This is a genomic window from Achromobacter sp. UBA4530, assembly GCF_002388205.1.
GTDB classification, from domain to species: Bacteria; Pseudomonadota; Gammaproteobacteria; order Burkholderiales; family Burkholderiaceae_B; genus Achromobacter; species Achromobacter animicus.
The window spans coordinates 87,697-100,609 of sequence record NZ_DGMA01000031.1 but is presented as its reverse complement, the minus strand read 5'-3'; the positions used below and the strand labels follow the sequence as shown (position 1 = coordinate 100,609).

The window sequence follows — 12,913 nt, the reverse complement described above, 5'->3', positions numbered from 1 at the left end:
CCAAAAGCCTGCCCCACGGGTGTCTGACACCTGGCCTCGTAGCAGAGCGGGGCAGCCCTTTCGGGGGCTGCAAGCGAGCGAAGCGAGAGCGGCGTGAGGCCTCTTACTTCATCCCGAAGCGGCCCAGCCCCTTCATGCCGCCCATGGCGCGCATCATCTTGGCCATGCCGCCCTTTTTCATCTGCTTCATCATGCCCTGCATCTGCTCGAACTGAGCCAGCAGCCGGTTGACCTCTTGAACCGGCACGCCGGAGCCGGCGGCGATGCGGCGCTTGCGCGAGGCCTTGATCAGTTCGGGCTTGGCGCGTTCGGCGGCCGTCATGGAATTCAGGATGCCTTCAGTGCGGCGAAGCTGCTTTTCCGCCTGGCCGCCCTGCAACTGACCGGCGGCCTGCTGGAACTGAGCCGGCAGCTTTTCAAGCAGCGAGCCCATGTCGCCCAGCTTCTTGACCTGGCCGAGCTGGTCGCGGAAGTCGTTCAGGTCGAACTTGTTGCCCGACTTGATCTTGGACGCAAGCTTCTGCGCTTCGGCGATGTCGATGTTCTTCTGCGCCTGCTCCACGAGCGAGACGATGTCGCCCATGCCCAGCACGCGCTGCGCCATGCGGTCGGGGTAGAACGGCTCGAGGCCATCCAGCTTTTCCGACACGCCGACAAACTTGAGCGGCTTGCCGGTGACGTGCCGCACCGACAGGGCCGCGCCGCCGCGGGCGTCGCCGTCCAGCTTGGTCAGGACGACGCCGGTCAGGGGCAGCGCGTCGGCAAAGGCGCGCGCGGTGTTGACCGCATCCTGGCCCTGCATCGCGTCCACCACGAACAGCGTTTCCACCGGCTTGACCAGGTCATGCAGCGCGCGGATCTCGCGCATCATGGCCTCGTCGATGCCCAGGCGGCCGGCCGTGTCCAGGATCAGCACGTCGTAATGATGGCGGCGGGCGTGATCAACCGCGCCGCGCGCGATGTCTTCGGGCTTCTGGCTGGGATCGGACGGCAGGAAATCCACACCGACCTGCGCGGCCACGCTCTTCAACTGGTCGATAGCGGCCGGACGGTACACGTCGGCGGACACCACCAGTACCTTCTTCTTGCCGGTCTTGCGGCCGTGCTGCGTGTGCTGCCCTTCGCTGAGCCAGCGCGCCAGCTTGCCGGTGGTGGTGGTCTTGCCGGCGCCCTGCAGGCCCGCCATCAGGATCACGGCGGGCGGCTGGACGGCCAGCGACAGTTCGTTGGCGTCGGCGCCCAGGTCGCCGCCCATGAGGGCGGTCAGTTCCTTGTGGACGACGCCGACCAGCGCTTGGCCCGGGCTGAGGCTGCCGGCGACTTCTTCGCCCAGCGCCTTTTCCTTCACCCGCGCGACAAAGTCGCGAACGACCGGCAGCGCGACGTCGGCTTCCAGCAGCGCCATGCGCACTTCGCGCAGCATCTCCTGCGTGTTGGCCTCGGTAAGGCGGGCTTCCCCGCGCAGCGTCTTGACGACACGCGACAGGCGTTGAGTTAGGTTATCGAGCATGAGAGGCGTTTCCGCTTAAACTAGTCGATTGAACGGTGGCCGCAGGCGCGGATTCTGCGCTTTAGGGTGACGTGCATCCCAAAGGCCCCATCCAGACAACGGTTTCTATGTCACTAGGCATTGTATTTCACACAGCGGCTGCCTTGGCGTACGCAGTGCTCGGGGGGTCGCTCTGGATCCGCCTGGCCGGCGCCAAGGAAGTGGAACAGACCGGCAAAATTGCCCGTCTGTGCCTGCTGGGCGCCCTGGTTCTCCATGGAATCGGGCTGCAACAATCGATGCTGGGCGCCCAGCATCTGTTCATTGGATGGGCGCTTGCCCTGTCCGCCGCCGTCTGGCTGGGCATGGTGGTGTTCTGGGTGGAAAGCCTGCTCGTGCGCATCGACGGCCTGCAGTTGCTGCTGCTGCCCGCGGCCGCCATCGCCAGCGGGCTTGCCGCCATCTTCCCGCAAGGGCAATTCGTGCCGCATGCCAACGACGCCTGGCTGCGCGTGCACCTCCTGATCGCCCTGGCGGCCTACGGGCTCATCACCATCGCGGCCCTGCACGCAATGATGATGGCGCTCCTGGACCGCCACCTGCACCGTCCCCTGGACGCGCCGGCCGAGCGCAGCATCATCGGGCGCGTGCTCGATTCACAGCCGCCGCTGCTGGTGCAGGAGCAACTGCTTTTCCGCATCATCTGGATCGGGTTCGTCGTACTGACGCTGGCGGTGGGGTCAGGCTCGATCGCCTCCATGAAGCTGACCGGCAAGATCCTCCCGTTCGACCACAAGACCGTTTTCACGCTGCTGTCCTGGCTGACCTTCGGGGTGCTGCTGGCCGGGCGGCACATCTGGGGCTGGCGCGGCCGCGTCGCCCTGCGCTGGACCCTGACGGGTTTCGGTTTTTTGATTCTGGCCTACACCGGCAGCCGGTTCGTGCTGGAAATGATTCTGCATCGAGGCTGACGTGGGCAAGTTGCTTTTCTGGATCGTTCTGATCATCCTGGTCCTGTTTGTTGCCCGCGTCGCCGGCCGCATGGCCGCCCAGCGGCAGGCCGGCCCGAAGAAAAAGGCGCAGGCCGACGCGGCCCCGCCGACCCTGGAATCCATGGTGCGCTGTGCCCATTGCGGCATCCATCTGCCCCGCTCCGAGGCCTTGCTGCAGAACGGCCAGACCTGGTGCAGCGCCGACCACGCGCGCCTAGGCCCGGCCAAGCGCTGATCCCCAGTCCTCTGGGCGGGCCAAGTGGCCGGATAGGGCAATCGGCGGGCCCACGGCATAATGGGTGCCGGAATCCTCACTCGCTCCCTCCCTATGCCTTTGCTCCTGGATCGACATGGCTGGCTGGCGCCGGCTCCGGGCGTTTCCCTCTTGCGCTCGCCCAACTGCGACACGCGCCCCGCGGGCGCGCAGGTCTCGCTGCTGGTCCTGCACAACATCAGCCTGCCGCCGGGCAAGTTCGGCGGCCCCGAAGTCGCGGGCCTGTTCCTGAACACGCTCGACTACGGCTCGCATCCCTGGCTGGAACGCCTGCGCGGGCTGCGCGTGTCCGCGCACTTTTTCATTCGCCGCGACGGCGGCATCATGCAATTCGTCTCCACGGACCGGCGCGCCTGGCACGCCGGCGTGTCGCGCTTTGCAGGACGCGAGCGCTGCAACGATTTTTCCCTCGGCATTGAACTGGAAGGCACGGACACGCTGCCCTACACTGACGAGCAATACGCGTCGCTGCGCAAGCTGACCCACACGCTGCGCGCGCGCTATCCCCTGGTGGCCGCCCAGGGACACGAACATATCGCCCCGGGGCGCAAGACCGACCCCGGGCCGGCATTCGACTGGACGCGCTTCGGGCGCGACAGCGGCTTTGCGCGGCGGCACCTGCCGCCGCCCTGACCCTTGAAAGGATTGGCTATGTTGAAGATCTGGGGACGCCTGACATCCGTCAACGTTCAAAAAGTAATGCTGGCCGTACGCGAGCTGGCGCTGCCGCACACCTTTGTCCAGGCAGGCGGCCCCCACGGCGTGGTCGACACCGACGAGTACGCGGCAAAGCTCAATCCCAATCGCCTGGTGCCGGTCATCGACGACGGCGGCTTCATCCTTTGGGAGTCCAATGCCATCGTGCGCTACCTGGCGGCACGCTACGGCGTGGGCACGCTGTGGCCCGAGGATGTCTGCCTGCGCGCCGATGCGGACCGCTGGATGGACTGGCAGGCGACCGAATGGCAGCCGGCCATGGTGCCGGCATTTCTGGGCCTGATCCGCACGCCCGAAGACAAGCGCGACAAGGCCGCCATCGAGAAATCCGTCCAGCGCTCGAACGCGCGCGCCCTGATCCTGGACCAGGCCCTGCAAGGCCGCGAGTTCATCGTGGGCCGTCATCTCACGATGGGCGACATCGCGCTGGTCGCGGCCGCGCATCGATGGCTCGCCATGCCGATTGAACGGCCCGATACCCCTGCGCTATCGGCGTGGTATCGGCGAGTCATGATGCGCCCGGCCCCGCAAGGCGTGCTGACCTTGCCGCTGGCGTAATCGCGCAGGCTACTCCACCCAGGGCGTCTGGGCCCAGATCTGCCGCAGGCGCGCATCGTCGCCCTTCAGGCGCTCCTGCCACTGCGGCCCGTCCACGTAGTCCATTTCCGTGAACTGCTGCTTCATCTGGGTCTGGAACGCCGGATTGGCCGCCACCTTGCCCAGCGCCTGCCGCAGTTTTTCCGACACGTCGGCCGGCAGGCCCTTGGGCCCGACGATGCCGCGTTCCGAGGCAAACACCAGGTTCACGCCCAATTCCTTGAACGTTGGCACATCAGGGCCCAGCGGCGACCGCTTTTCGCTCGCCTGCGCCAACACCCGCATATTCTTGCCGTTGTAGGGCATGACCTCGCCCAGATTCAGGCCGCCAATGACGGTATGCCCCCCCAGCACCGAACTGCGCAATGGGCCCGCGCCGTTATACGGAACGTGATTGAGCTTGGTGCCCGTCTGCACCTGGAACAACACCAGCGCCAGATGATCGTCGGTGCCCACGCCCGTCGATCCATAACTCACCGCATCCGGCCGTTCCTTGGCGGCGGCGATCAACGCCTGCAAGGTCTTGTACGGACTGTCGCTGGCCACGCTGAACGCGCTGGGGTCGCGGACCAGGTTGGCCAGGTACGTGAAGTCATCGCCGGTAAAGCCCGCCTGACGCTCGATCGGCAGCGACACCAGCCCCGGCATGTTCGTCATCGCCAGCGTGTAGCCGTCCGGCTTGGCGCGCGCCACGTAGGACAGGGCGATCGCGCTGGACGCGCCCGGCTTGTTCTGAACAACGACGGTCGTGCCCAGTTCCTTTTCCAGGAAGACGGCCAATGCCCGGGCCGTCAGGTCGGTGCCGCCGCCGGGCGCAAACCCGACCACCAGTTCGATCGGCCGGTCAGGCCAGGCCCAAGCCGGCAAAGCGGCGCAAAGGCCGGCAACGGACAGCGCGGCGCGCACGAGGGTCTTGCTCATCAGCAACATTTTCTTGTCTCCAGTCGTTATGTCATTGGGCCGGAAGGCCGTCATTGAAATGGCGCGCGCCATCGTGGCGCGCTACGCCAAGGCGCGATCTGCCGAGGCGGACAGCACCTTGCCGGGATTCATCAGCCCTTGCGGGTCCAGGGCTTGCTTGATGCGTTGCATCAGGTCCAGTTCCACCGGACTCTTGTATCGCTCCAGGTCGAGCACCCGGCGTTGGCCGATCCCCTGCTCGGCGCTGATAGACCCGCCGGCCTCGTGCACGCGGTCGTGGACGAGCCGCTGGATCGCCGGTTCCGGCACGCCCTGCGGCGGCAGCAGGTTGTAATGCAGATTGCCGTCGCCCAGATGGCCGAACACGCGCATGCGCACGCCGGGAAACGCCGTGGCCAAGGCGTGGTCGGTGGCCCGCACAAAGGCAGGGATGCGTGAGGCGGGCAGCGAGATGTCATGTTTGACGCACGCGCGGGCCTTGGCCAGTGCCAGGGTGATGCTCTCGCGCAGGTGCCAGAATGCGGCGCTTTGCGAGCCGGACACCGACACTGCCGCATCCAGCGCCTCGCCGGCCTCCAGCGCGGCCGCCAGCACGGCTTCCAGCCGCGTCTGCGCGTGCGTTTCGTCCTCGCTGTCCGATAGCTCCAGCAGCGCGCACCATGCGTCCGCGGGCAGATCGGCGAATGGCAGGCGCTGCTGCGGGAAAGCCTGGACCACGTCACGCAGGCACGCCGCCGACATCACTTCAAATGCGGTCAGTCCGGCGCCGAAGCCCGCGCGTGCGCGTTGCAGCAGTTGCAGGGCCTGCTCAAGGCTGGCGACCGCGATCAGCGCGGTTCGCTGCGCGACCGGCAACGGAAACACCTTGAGCACCGCCGCGGTGATGATGCCCAACGTGCCCTCGCTGCCGATGTACAGATCACGCAAGTCGTAGCCCGTGTTGTCCTTGCGCAGGCCGCGCAGGCCATGCCAGATTTCGCCCTGCGGGGTGACGACCTCCAGTCCCAGCGCAAGCTCGCGCGCGTTCCCGTAACGCAGCACCTGCGTTCCGCCAGCGTTGGTGGCCAGATTGCCGCCAATGGTGCAGCTTCCTTGCGCCCCCAGCGATAGCGGAAAGAGCCGGCCCGCCTGGCGCGCAGACGCCTGCACCGACTGCAGCACACAACCCGCTTCAACCGTGATGGTGTCGTTGTCCAGATCCAGGGCGCGCACCCGGTTCATGCGCGCCAGCGACAGCACCACGGCAGAACCGCTGACGTCCGGCGTGGCGGCCGCCACCTGTCCGGTGTTGCCGCCTTGCGGGACGATCGGGACCCCGGCTGCCGCGCACAGACGCACGACTTGCGCGACTTCGCCGGTATCGCCCGGCCGCAACACCGCCATGGCCCGGCCCGTCACGGCCTGGCGCCAATCGGTTAAATAGGGCTGGGCATCCGCGCCCGTCAGCACGTTCGCCTCGCCCAGGCAGGCAGTCAACGCCGCCCGCAGCGCAGCCGGGGTCATGCCTGCATCTCCCGGTCGGCGATCGGCGTGAGCAGCGCGCCGCTGCGCAGGAACGCTGCAACATTATCGAAAACCAGATCTGCCATCGCGGCCCGCGTCTCGTGCGTGGCGCTGCCCGCATGCGGCATCAGGGAAACCTGGTCCAGATCGGCAAAATCGGCGGCATCGGTGGGCTCCTGCTCAAGCACATCCAGGCCGGCACCGCCCAGCTCGCCCGAGCGCAACGCAGCCAGCGCCGCCGCCTGGTCCACGACGCTGCCGCGCGCGATGTTGACCAGAATCCCCCGCGGGCCCAGCGCGCGAATGACGGGCGCATCGACCAGATGCCGCGTGGCGGCCCCGCCCACGCAAGCCACCACCAGAAAGTCGGCCCACGCGGCCAGGTCCACCAGTGATGCTTCATAGGGGTATGGCGACTGCGGCCTGGGGCTTCGATTGTGATAGCGCACCTGCATGTCGAAGCCCGCGCCCCGGCGGGCGATCGCTTCACCGATGCGGCCAAGTCCCAGGATGCCAAGCCGCTTGCCCGATACCCGGGTCGCAACCGGAAATTGCCCAATGGCGCGCCACTGGCCCGTCTTCACGTAGCGGTCGCCCACGGCGGTACGCCGGGCCGCCGAAAGCATCAGCGCCCACGCCAGATCGGCGACGCAGTCGTCCAGCACGTCGGGAGTGACGCTGATCCCGATGCGACGGTTGGCGGCGGCGCGCAAGTCCAGGGTGTCGTAACCCACCCCCCAGCTGCACACGGCCTGCAAATTCGGCAACGCGTCGAACATCGGCTGCGTGAACCCATGCCGGACAGACGTCACCGCGACCCGCGGCCCCGCCAATTCTTCGCCAAACGCTGCCAGGCCACGCGGTTCCCGCCAGGCCTGCAGGACGCGGTAATGGGCGGCCAGGCGCGCATCGAACGCGGCGCCCAGCGATGCGACCTGCACCACCTCGTAGCGGGCAGTCACGCACGGCCTCCCGCGCTGGCGGGAATGTAGTTGGCCGCGGCTGCGGCCTCAGCGAAAGACAGGCCGTCCCGAATGCCGCGCTCCACCCGCTCATCCACCTCCAGCGCGTGCTTTGCCGCCGCCAGCACATCCTGCAACCGCGCGCGCGGCACGGCGATGAGCCCGGTGTCGTCGCCAACGACAAGATCGCCCTCGGCGACCTGCACGCCGCCGATGGTGACGGTTTCGCCCATGGCCTGCAGGCGCAGGCGTGTCTTGCCGGTCAACGGAGTGACATGGCGGCTCGCCAGCCACAGTCCCGTCGCACGGATTTCATCGACGTCGCGGCAGGCGCCATCGATGACGACAGCGGTTGCCTGGCGCCGCGAGGCGGCCAACGAGGCAATGCCGCCAAAGGTGGAAATGCAGGTCCCGCCGGCGTCCACCATCAGCACGCGCCCGGGACCTGTGGCGGCCACCAGGCGCCCCACCGCGAAATCGGCGCGGTCGAAGTCTCCCAGGCCGCCCCAGACGTGGCGCGCGGTGACGGCAAAGCCAGCGATACGGCCTTGCCCGCCCCGGCGCTCAATGCCTTGCACCACGCCGGCAATGCCCAGCGTATCCATCGCATCGGCCCAGGTGCTGGTGCCGATGGCGGCGCAGCGCGCCAGCAGTTCTTGATCGTTGTCGCTCATTCAGTAGGTTCTCCCGTCGGTATCGACCGTGCGGCCGCTCAGTCGATCTGTGCGCCGGAGAGCTTGACGCCCTCGGCCCACCGCTTCGCCTCGTCGTTGATGAAGGCCTGGAACTGCTGAGGCGAGCTGTTGTTCACATCGCCGCCCATCTCCTGCAGCCTCTTGGTCATTTCAGGCGTAGCCACGACGCGGGCGACATCCTGGTAGATCTTCTCGCGCAGGGCGTCCGGCATGCTGGCCGGCGCGAAAAGGCCAAACCAGGTCGCGGCTTCGAAGTTCTTCATGCCCGCCTCGGCCATCGTCGGGACCTGCGCGATGGCCTCGACACGGCGCGGATGCGCCAACGCGATGGCATTGAGCTTGCCCGACTGGATGTGGGGCAACGCGGCCGACAACGTGACGAAGGCCATCTGCACCTGTCCGCCTATCAGGTCGGTCAGCATCGGCGCATCGCCGCGGTACGGCACATGGACCAGCTTGATTCCCGTCCTGGCCTTGAACAGTTCGCCCGTCAGGTGCTGCGGCGTGCCGTTGCCGGTGGACGCCAGGCTCAACCCCTGCGGCGCGGCCTTGCCGTACTTGATCAGATCGTCCAGGGTCTTGACCGGCAGCGAGGGCGAGGTCACGAGCACCAGCGGAATCGTGGACGTGAGCGTCAGCGGCGCGAAATCCTTCAAGGGATCGTAGTTAAGCTTCTTGTACAGGCTGGCGCTGATGGTGTGGGCGGCCGTCGTCATGTAGAGCGTGTAGCCGTCGCCGGGCGAACGCGCCACCTGCTCGGCGGCCACCGTGGTGCCCGCGCCTGGCCGGTTGTTGACGATGACCTGCTGCCCCCATGCGGCCGGCAGCTTCTCCGCGATCAGGCGCGCGATGACGTCCGTGGCGCCGCCGGCTGGGTACGGCACCACCAGCGTCACGGGCTTGTCGGGGTAGCCCGCTGCCTGCGCCGCGGCCCCACCCAACGCCAGCCCCATGCCGATGGCCACGCCGGCAATGCAATTGCGCAACTTCATTGTCCTGTCTCCTGTGGATGTCGTTATCGTGACTACTGAAGTACGTACTGCCCGCCCCGGCGCTCTATGGCGCCGTGAGCGCATTCCTCCTTACGGCGTCTGCACGCCCTCCTGCGCCTCGCGCCAGGCCAGCAGCCGATTCACGCCCTCCGCCATGCCGACCCGGGGCTGCCAGCCGATATGTTGGCCAGCCAGGTCATGCGGGATGTGGAAGGCGCCGCCCGACGTCAGGCGCACCGTGCCGGGCGGATCCGGCTTGATTTCAGGCTGAAGGTCACTCTTGCAGTAGTCCAGCACCAGCCGCACCAGTTCACCGGTGGTGATGGGCGCGGGCCCCGACACATTCACCGCGACATCGGTGGCGGCGCTTTCAAAGGCGGCCACATTGGCGCGCGCCACGTCCGAGACGTGCACGAAATGCTTGGTGTCCGTGCCGTCGCCCGGCAGCACGGGCCGCTCGCCCTTGCGCACACGGTCGTAGGTTTCCATGATGTACAGGGAGTTGGCGGCGCGGTAATGCTGCCGTTCGCCGTAGACCGTGGAGTAGCGCAGCACCACGTAGTCCAGCCCGGCCTTCTGGTAGTACTGGCGGCATAGCTGCTCGCCCATGATCTTGGACGCGCCATACAGGATGGCCGCGGGAGGCGCGCCCACCGAATGGAAGGGACCGTTCTCGACCAGCGCGCCCGCAATGCCGGTGCCATAGCCATACACGGCATTGGACGAGGCGAAGACGATCTTCTTCACCTTGTTGGCGCGGCAGGCCTCCAGCATGTTCTGCGCGCCACGGATGTTCACGTCCACGGCCTGCCAGGGCGTCTGGGCAAAACCCAGCGTCATGTAGGCGGCAAGGTGCAGCACGCCGTCCACGCCCTCGGTGGCGGTCAGCAGATCGGGCAGGCGCATCAGGTCGCCGCGCACCACTTTCACGCGGGGATTGTCCTGCAGATGTGCGATCGCCTCAGGCGTGCCGAACGCGAAGTTATCCAGCAGGATGACCTCCTTGACGCCGGCCGCCAGCAGCGCATCGGCCGTGTGCGATCCCACCAGGCTGGCCGCACCGGCAATCAGGATGCGCGCGTCGGCCAGGGACAGCGCCGCGCCTTGTTTCTTTTCAGTCGTCATGTTTGCTCAAAGTCCCATCGGTTTGTCGTGCATGCCCCAGTACAGGCTCTTGACCTGGCTGTAGAGGCGCAGGCCGTGCAGGCCTTTCTCGCGCCCGATGCCGCTGGCCTTGAAGCCGCCGAACGGGGTCGCGATATGCGATTGCTTGTAGGTGTTGATCCAGATGGAGCCGGCCTCGATCTCACGCGCCACGCGCCACGCGCGGGCGTAGTCGCCGGTCCACATGCCCGCGGCCAGTCCGAACGCGGTGTCGTTGGCCTGCTGGACCACATCGTCTTCGTCCTCGAACGGCAGCGCCACCAGCACCGGTCCAAAGATTTCTTCCTGGCACACGCGGGCGCCATTGCCCAACCCATCGATCACGGTCGGCAGGTAGAACCATCCGTTGGCCAGTTCGGCCTGCGTGGGCGCCGCACCTCCCACCAGAACTTTCCCGCCCTCTGCACGGCCGATGTCCACATAGCCCGCCACCTTGTCCCGATGCGCGCGCGAGACCAGCGGCCCCATCTGCGTGGCTGAATCGTCGGGCAGGCCGACGCGGACCTGCCGCGTGCGCTCCACCAGCGCCTGCATGAAACGCCCGTAAATGGACTTCTGCACGAACAGACGCGACCCGGCCACGCAGCTCTGGCCCGCCGACCCGAAAATCCCCGACACCACGCCTGCCACCGCGCGATCGAGGTCGGCATCGTCAAAGACGATATGCGGCGATTTGCCGCCCAGTTCCAGTCCGACCGGAATCAGGCGCTGGCCCGCAATGCCGCCAATGGCGCGGCCGGTTTCGGTGCCCCCGGTGAACGACACCATGCGCACGCCCGGGTGCCTGACCAGCGCCGCGCCCACGTCTTCGCCATGGCCGGGCAGAACGGTCAGCAGACCTTCCGGCAGCCCCGCCTCGGCGCAGATGCGGGCCAGTTCCAGCGCCAGTTGCGGCGTTTCCTCGGACGGCTTGATCAGCACCGCGTTGCCCGCGGCCAGCGCTGGCGCGGCCTTTTGCGCTTCGTTCATGATGGGCGAGTTCCAGGGCGTGATGGCCGCGATCACGCCAAAGGGCTCGGCCAAGGCCATGGAAAAGTATTCCCCGCGCGGCGACGTCATCTCGTTCTGCCACGTCTCGCACACGGCGGCGTAATAGCGGAAATGCCCGGCCGCGCTGTCGACCATGTTCAGGCATTCCTTCCAGGGCTTGCCGCTGTCCAGCATCTGCAGGCGCGCCAAGGGCTCGCGCTCGGCGGACAGGCGGCGCCCGATTTCGTACAGTGTGGCGGCGCGCTGGTCGGGACGCAGCTTGCGCCAGGGCTTGTTCTGATAAGCGTCCCAGGCGACCGCGACCGCGGTATCAACGTCCTGCGGCAGCGCGCGCGTGACGATGCCGGCAATGCTGCCGTCGGCCGGGTTGATGGAGGTGATGACGGCGTCGCCGTCTTGGCTCTGGCGCCAGTTGGCGCCCAGCCGGAAGGGCTTGTGGCTCGATGCGTCCATAACGTCTATGAATCCGGAGGGCTTCGGTAGACGTCATCATCGTATGGTCAATTATTAGACACAAATAGATATTTCTTCACTATTATTAGCCAATGGCTATCAATATCAAATACCGGCCGCTCAAGGCCTTTCTGCTTGCGGTGGACACCGGCTCCTTCACCCACGCCGCCAATCACCTCGGCGTGACACAACCGTCCTTCACCGCCCTGATTCAGGACCTTGAAGAAGTGCTCGGCCTGCGGTTATTCGAGCGCACCACGCGCAGCATCAGCCTGACCTCGGCCGGGCAGGACTTTTATGCTCGCGTGCAGCGGCCCATCGCCGACCTCGAAGAGGCCTACCGCAGCCTGGCAGACCTGGCTGCCGTGCGGCGCGGCAATGTGGCGCTGGGCGCCCTGCCCTCGGCCGCCCTGACACTTCTTCCCGCCGCCACCGGCACGCTGCGCCAGGCGCATCCGGCGCTGAAGGTGCGGGTGGTCGAGGCCCACAACGACGAACTGGTCGCCCTCTTGCGCACGAACCAGATCGAGTTCGCCGTGGCCGCGCAGGCCGAGCCGGCGTCCGACCTGACGTTCACACCCTTGGGCGAGGACTGCTTTTGCGCCGTCTTTCCCGCTGGTCACCCGCTGGGCGAGGCCCCGGGCAAGCTGCACTGGCGCGACGTGCTGCGCTACGACCTGATCCTGCTCTCGCAGGGGTCCCATGCGCGCCAACAGTTCGACCGCGCCGTGCGCGATGAGGTCGGGGCGCCGACCACCGCGCTGCGCTACGACGTCACGCACATGGGCACGGCGGCCGGCATGGTGCGTCAGGGGCTCGGCGTCAGTGTGCTGCCGCGGCTGGCGCTGCCGGAACTGAACCTGTCCGGCCTCCTCTGCACGCCCCTCTGCGACGCGTCGGCGCGCCGCTACATCGGCGTGCTGCATCGTCGCGACAGGACGTTGTCGCCGGCCGCGCAGGCGCTGGTCGAGCAACTGGAGACGGCGATGGCCCACATCCAGCAGCGGCTGTTGCCATTGCCCCCGATCACTGCCGACGCCTGAAAGAACTCGACAACTGCGCGACGATCCGTGACGGCTGACCGACAAATTGCAACACTCGCGGGGCGGGATCCATGTAAATATTCGAAGCCGTTCTCAGGCGCACACCGCGGCGCCACAGGCC

The 12,913-nt window shown here is 67.1% G+C and carries 13 protein-coding genes; 5 read left to right on the top strand and 8 right to left on the bottom strand.

The genetic code is table 11. The features are described 5' to 3' along the window. Positions 1-103 precede the first annotated feature (103 nt). Entirely contained in the window at positions 104-1,510 is a 1,407-nt protein-coding gene (ffh, locus tag B2W22_RS21630; RefSeq protein WP_286939510.1) for a signal recognition particle protein, read from the bottom strand. Positions 1,511-1,617: 107 nt separating this feature from the next. Here ffh and B2W22_RS21625 point away from each other — a divergent pair, with 107 nt between their 5' ends. The 4 genes from B2W22_RS21625 (at position 1,618) to B2W22_RS21610 (ending at position 4,030) form a co-directional block, all read left to right on the top strand. Next, the gene (locus B2W22_RS21625; protein ID WP_062839871.1) at positions 1,618-2,460 is read left to right on the top strand and encodes a cytochrome C assembly family protein; all 843 of its coding nucleotides are present in this window, start codon (positions 1,618-1,620) and stop codon (positions 2,458-2,460) included. A gap of 1 nt (position 2,461) precedes the next feature. Then, a complete protein-coding gene (locus B2W22_RS21620) occupies positions 2,462-2,716 on the top strand; it encodes a PP0621 family protein (protein WP_128829324.1) in 255 nt (84 codons plus the stop codon). A 93-nt stretch (positions 2,717-2,809) separates the two neighbouring features. Then, positions 2,810-3,388, top strand: coding sequence for a 1,6-anhydro-N-acetylmuramyl-L-alanine amidase AmpD (gene ampD, locus B2W22_RS21615; protein WP_128829325.1), 579 nt, complete (start codon positions 2,810-2,812; stop codon positions 3,386-3,388). Positions 3,389-3,406: 18 nt separating this feature from the next. Next, complete coding sequence (locus B2W22_RS21610) at positions 3,407-4,030, top strand: glutathione S-transferase family protein (protein ID WP_271263628.1); 624 nt, start codon at positions 3,407-3,409, stop codon at positions 4,028-4,030. A 9-nt stretch (positions 4,031-4,039) separates the two neighbouring features. Here the strand turns inward: B2W22_RS21610 and B2W22_RS21605 are convergent, their stop codons facing one another. From B2W22_RS21605 to B2W22_RS21575, 7 genes are all read right to left on the bottom strand, one after another. Continuing rightward, entirely contained in the window at positions 4,040-4,990 is a 951-nt protein-coding gene (locus B2W22_RS21605) for a tripartite tricarboxylate transporter substrate binding protein (RefSeq protein WP_271263629.1), read from the bottom strand. A gap of 81 nt (positions 4,991-5,071) precedes the next feature. Continuing rightward, complete coding sequence (locus B2W22_RS21600; protein WP_286939508.1) at positions 5,072-6,493, bottom strand: FAD-binding oxidoreductase; 1,422 nt, start codon at positions 6,491-6,493, stop codon at positions 5,072-5,074. Further along, the gene (locus B2W22_RS21595) at positions 6,490-7,455 is read right to left on the bottom strand and encodes a 2-hydroxyacid dehydrogenase (RefSeq protein WP_286939507.1); all 966 of its coding nucleotides are present in this window, start codon (positions 7,453-7,455) and stop codon (positions 6,490-6,492) included. Before B2W22_RS21595 ends, B2W22_RS21600 begins: the two co-directional genes overlap by 4 nt. After that, entirely contained in the window at positions 7,452-8,129 is a 678-nt protein-coding gene (locus B2W22_RS21590) for an RraA family protein (RefSeq protein WP_286939505.1), read from the bottom strand. The genes B2W22_RS21595 and B2W22_RS21590 overlap by 4 nt, the downstream gene beginning before the upstream one ends. Positions 8,130-8,167: 38 nt before the next feature. Further along, a complete protein-coding gene (locus B2W22_RS21585) occupies positions 8,168-9,142 on the bottom strand; it encodes a tripartite tricarboxylate transporter substrate binding protein (RefSeq protein ID WP_128829330.1) in 975 nt (324 codons plus the stop codon). 90 nt (positions 9,143-9,232) lie between these two features. Continuing rightward, complete coding sequence (locus tag B2W22_RS21580; protein ID WP_280021787.1) at positions 9,233-10,267, bottom strand: NAD-dependent epimerase/dehydratase family protein; 1,035 nt, start codon at positions 10,265-10,267, stop codon at positions 9,233-9,235. A 6-nt stretch (positions 10,268-10,273) separates the two neighbouring features. Further along, on the bottom strand, positions 10,274-11,749 hold the full coding sequence (locus B2W22_RS21575) for an aldehyde dehydrogenase (protein ID WP_179690434.1): 1,476 nt from the start codon (positions 11,747-11,749) through the stop codon (positions 10,274-10,276). Between the two features lie 92 nt (positions 11,750-11,841). Between B2W22_RS21575 and B2W22_RS21570 the strand changes: the two genes are divergently transcribed. After that, positions 11,842-12,792, top strand: coding sequence for a LysR family transcriptional regulator (locus B2W22_RS21570; protein WP_128829333.1), 951 nt, complete (start codon positions 11,842-11,844; stop codon positions 12,790-12,792). The last annotated feature ends 121 nt before the right edge of the window (positions 12,793-12,913 follow it).

Bases quoted from the DNA above. Each gene is read 5' to 3' on its own strand.
- B2W22_RS21625 (WP_062839871.1), top strand. From the start codon at position 1,618: ATGTCACTAGGCATTGTATTTCACACAGCGGCTGCCTTGGCGTACGCA.
- B2W22_RS21605 (WP_271263629.1), bottom strand. From the start codon at position 4,990: ATGAGCAAGACCCTCGTGCGCGCCGCGCTGTCCGTTGCCGGCCTTTGC.
- B2W22_RS21575 (WP_179690434.1), bottom strand. From the start codon at position 11,749: ATGGACGCATCGAGCCACAAGCCCTTCCGGCTGGGCGCCAACTGGCGC.
- B2W22_RS21570 (WP_128829333.1), top strand. From the start codon at position 11,842: ATGGCTATCAATATCAAATACCGGCCGCTCAAGGCCTTTCTGCTTGCG.
- B2W22_RS21590 (WP_286939505.1), bottom strand. From the start codon at position 8,129: ATGAGCGACAACGATCAAGAACTGCTGGCGCGCTGCGCCGCCATCGGC.
- B2W22_RS21600 (WP_286939508.1), bottom strand. From the start codon at position 6,493: ATGACCCCGGCTGCGCTGCGGGCGGCGTTGACTGCCTGCCTGGGCGAG.
- ampD (WP_128829325.1), top strand. From the start codon at position 2,810: ATGCCTTTGCTCCTGGATCGACATGGCTGGCTGGCGCCGGCTCCGGGC.
- ffh (WP_286939510.1), bottom strand. From the start codon at position 1,510: ATGCTCGATAACCTAACTCAACGCCTGTCGCGTGTCGTCAAGACGCTG.
- B2W22_RS21585 (WP_128829330.1), bottom strand. From the start codon at position 9,142: ATGAAGTTGCGCAATTGCATTGCCGGCGTGGCCATCGGCATGGGGCTG.
- B2W22_RS21610 (WP_271263628.1), top strand. From the start codon at position 3,407: ATGTTGAAGATCTGGGGACGCCTGACATCCGTCAACGTTCAAAAAGTA.
- B2W22_RS21580 (WP_280021787.1), bottom strand. From the start codon at position 10,267: ATGACGACTGAAAAGAAACAAGGCGCGGCGCTGTCCCTGGCCGACGCG.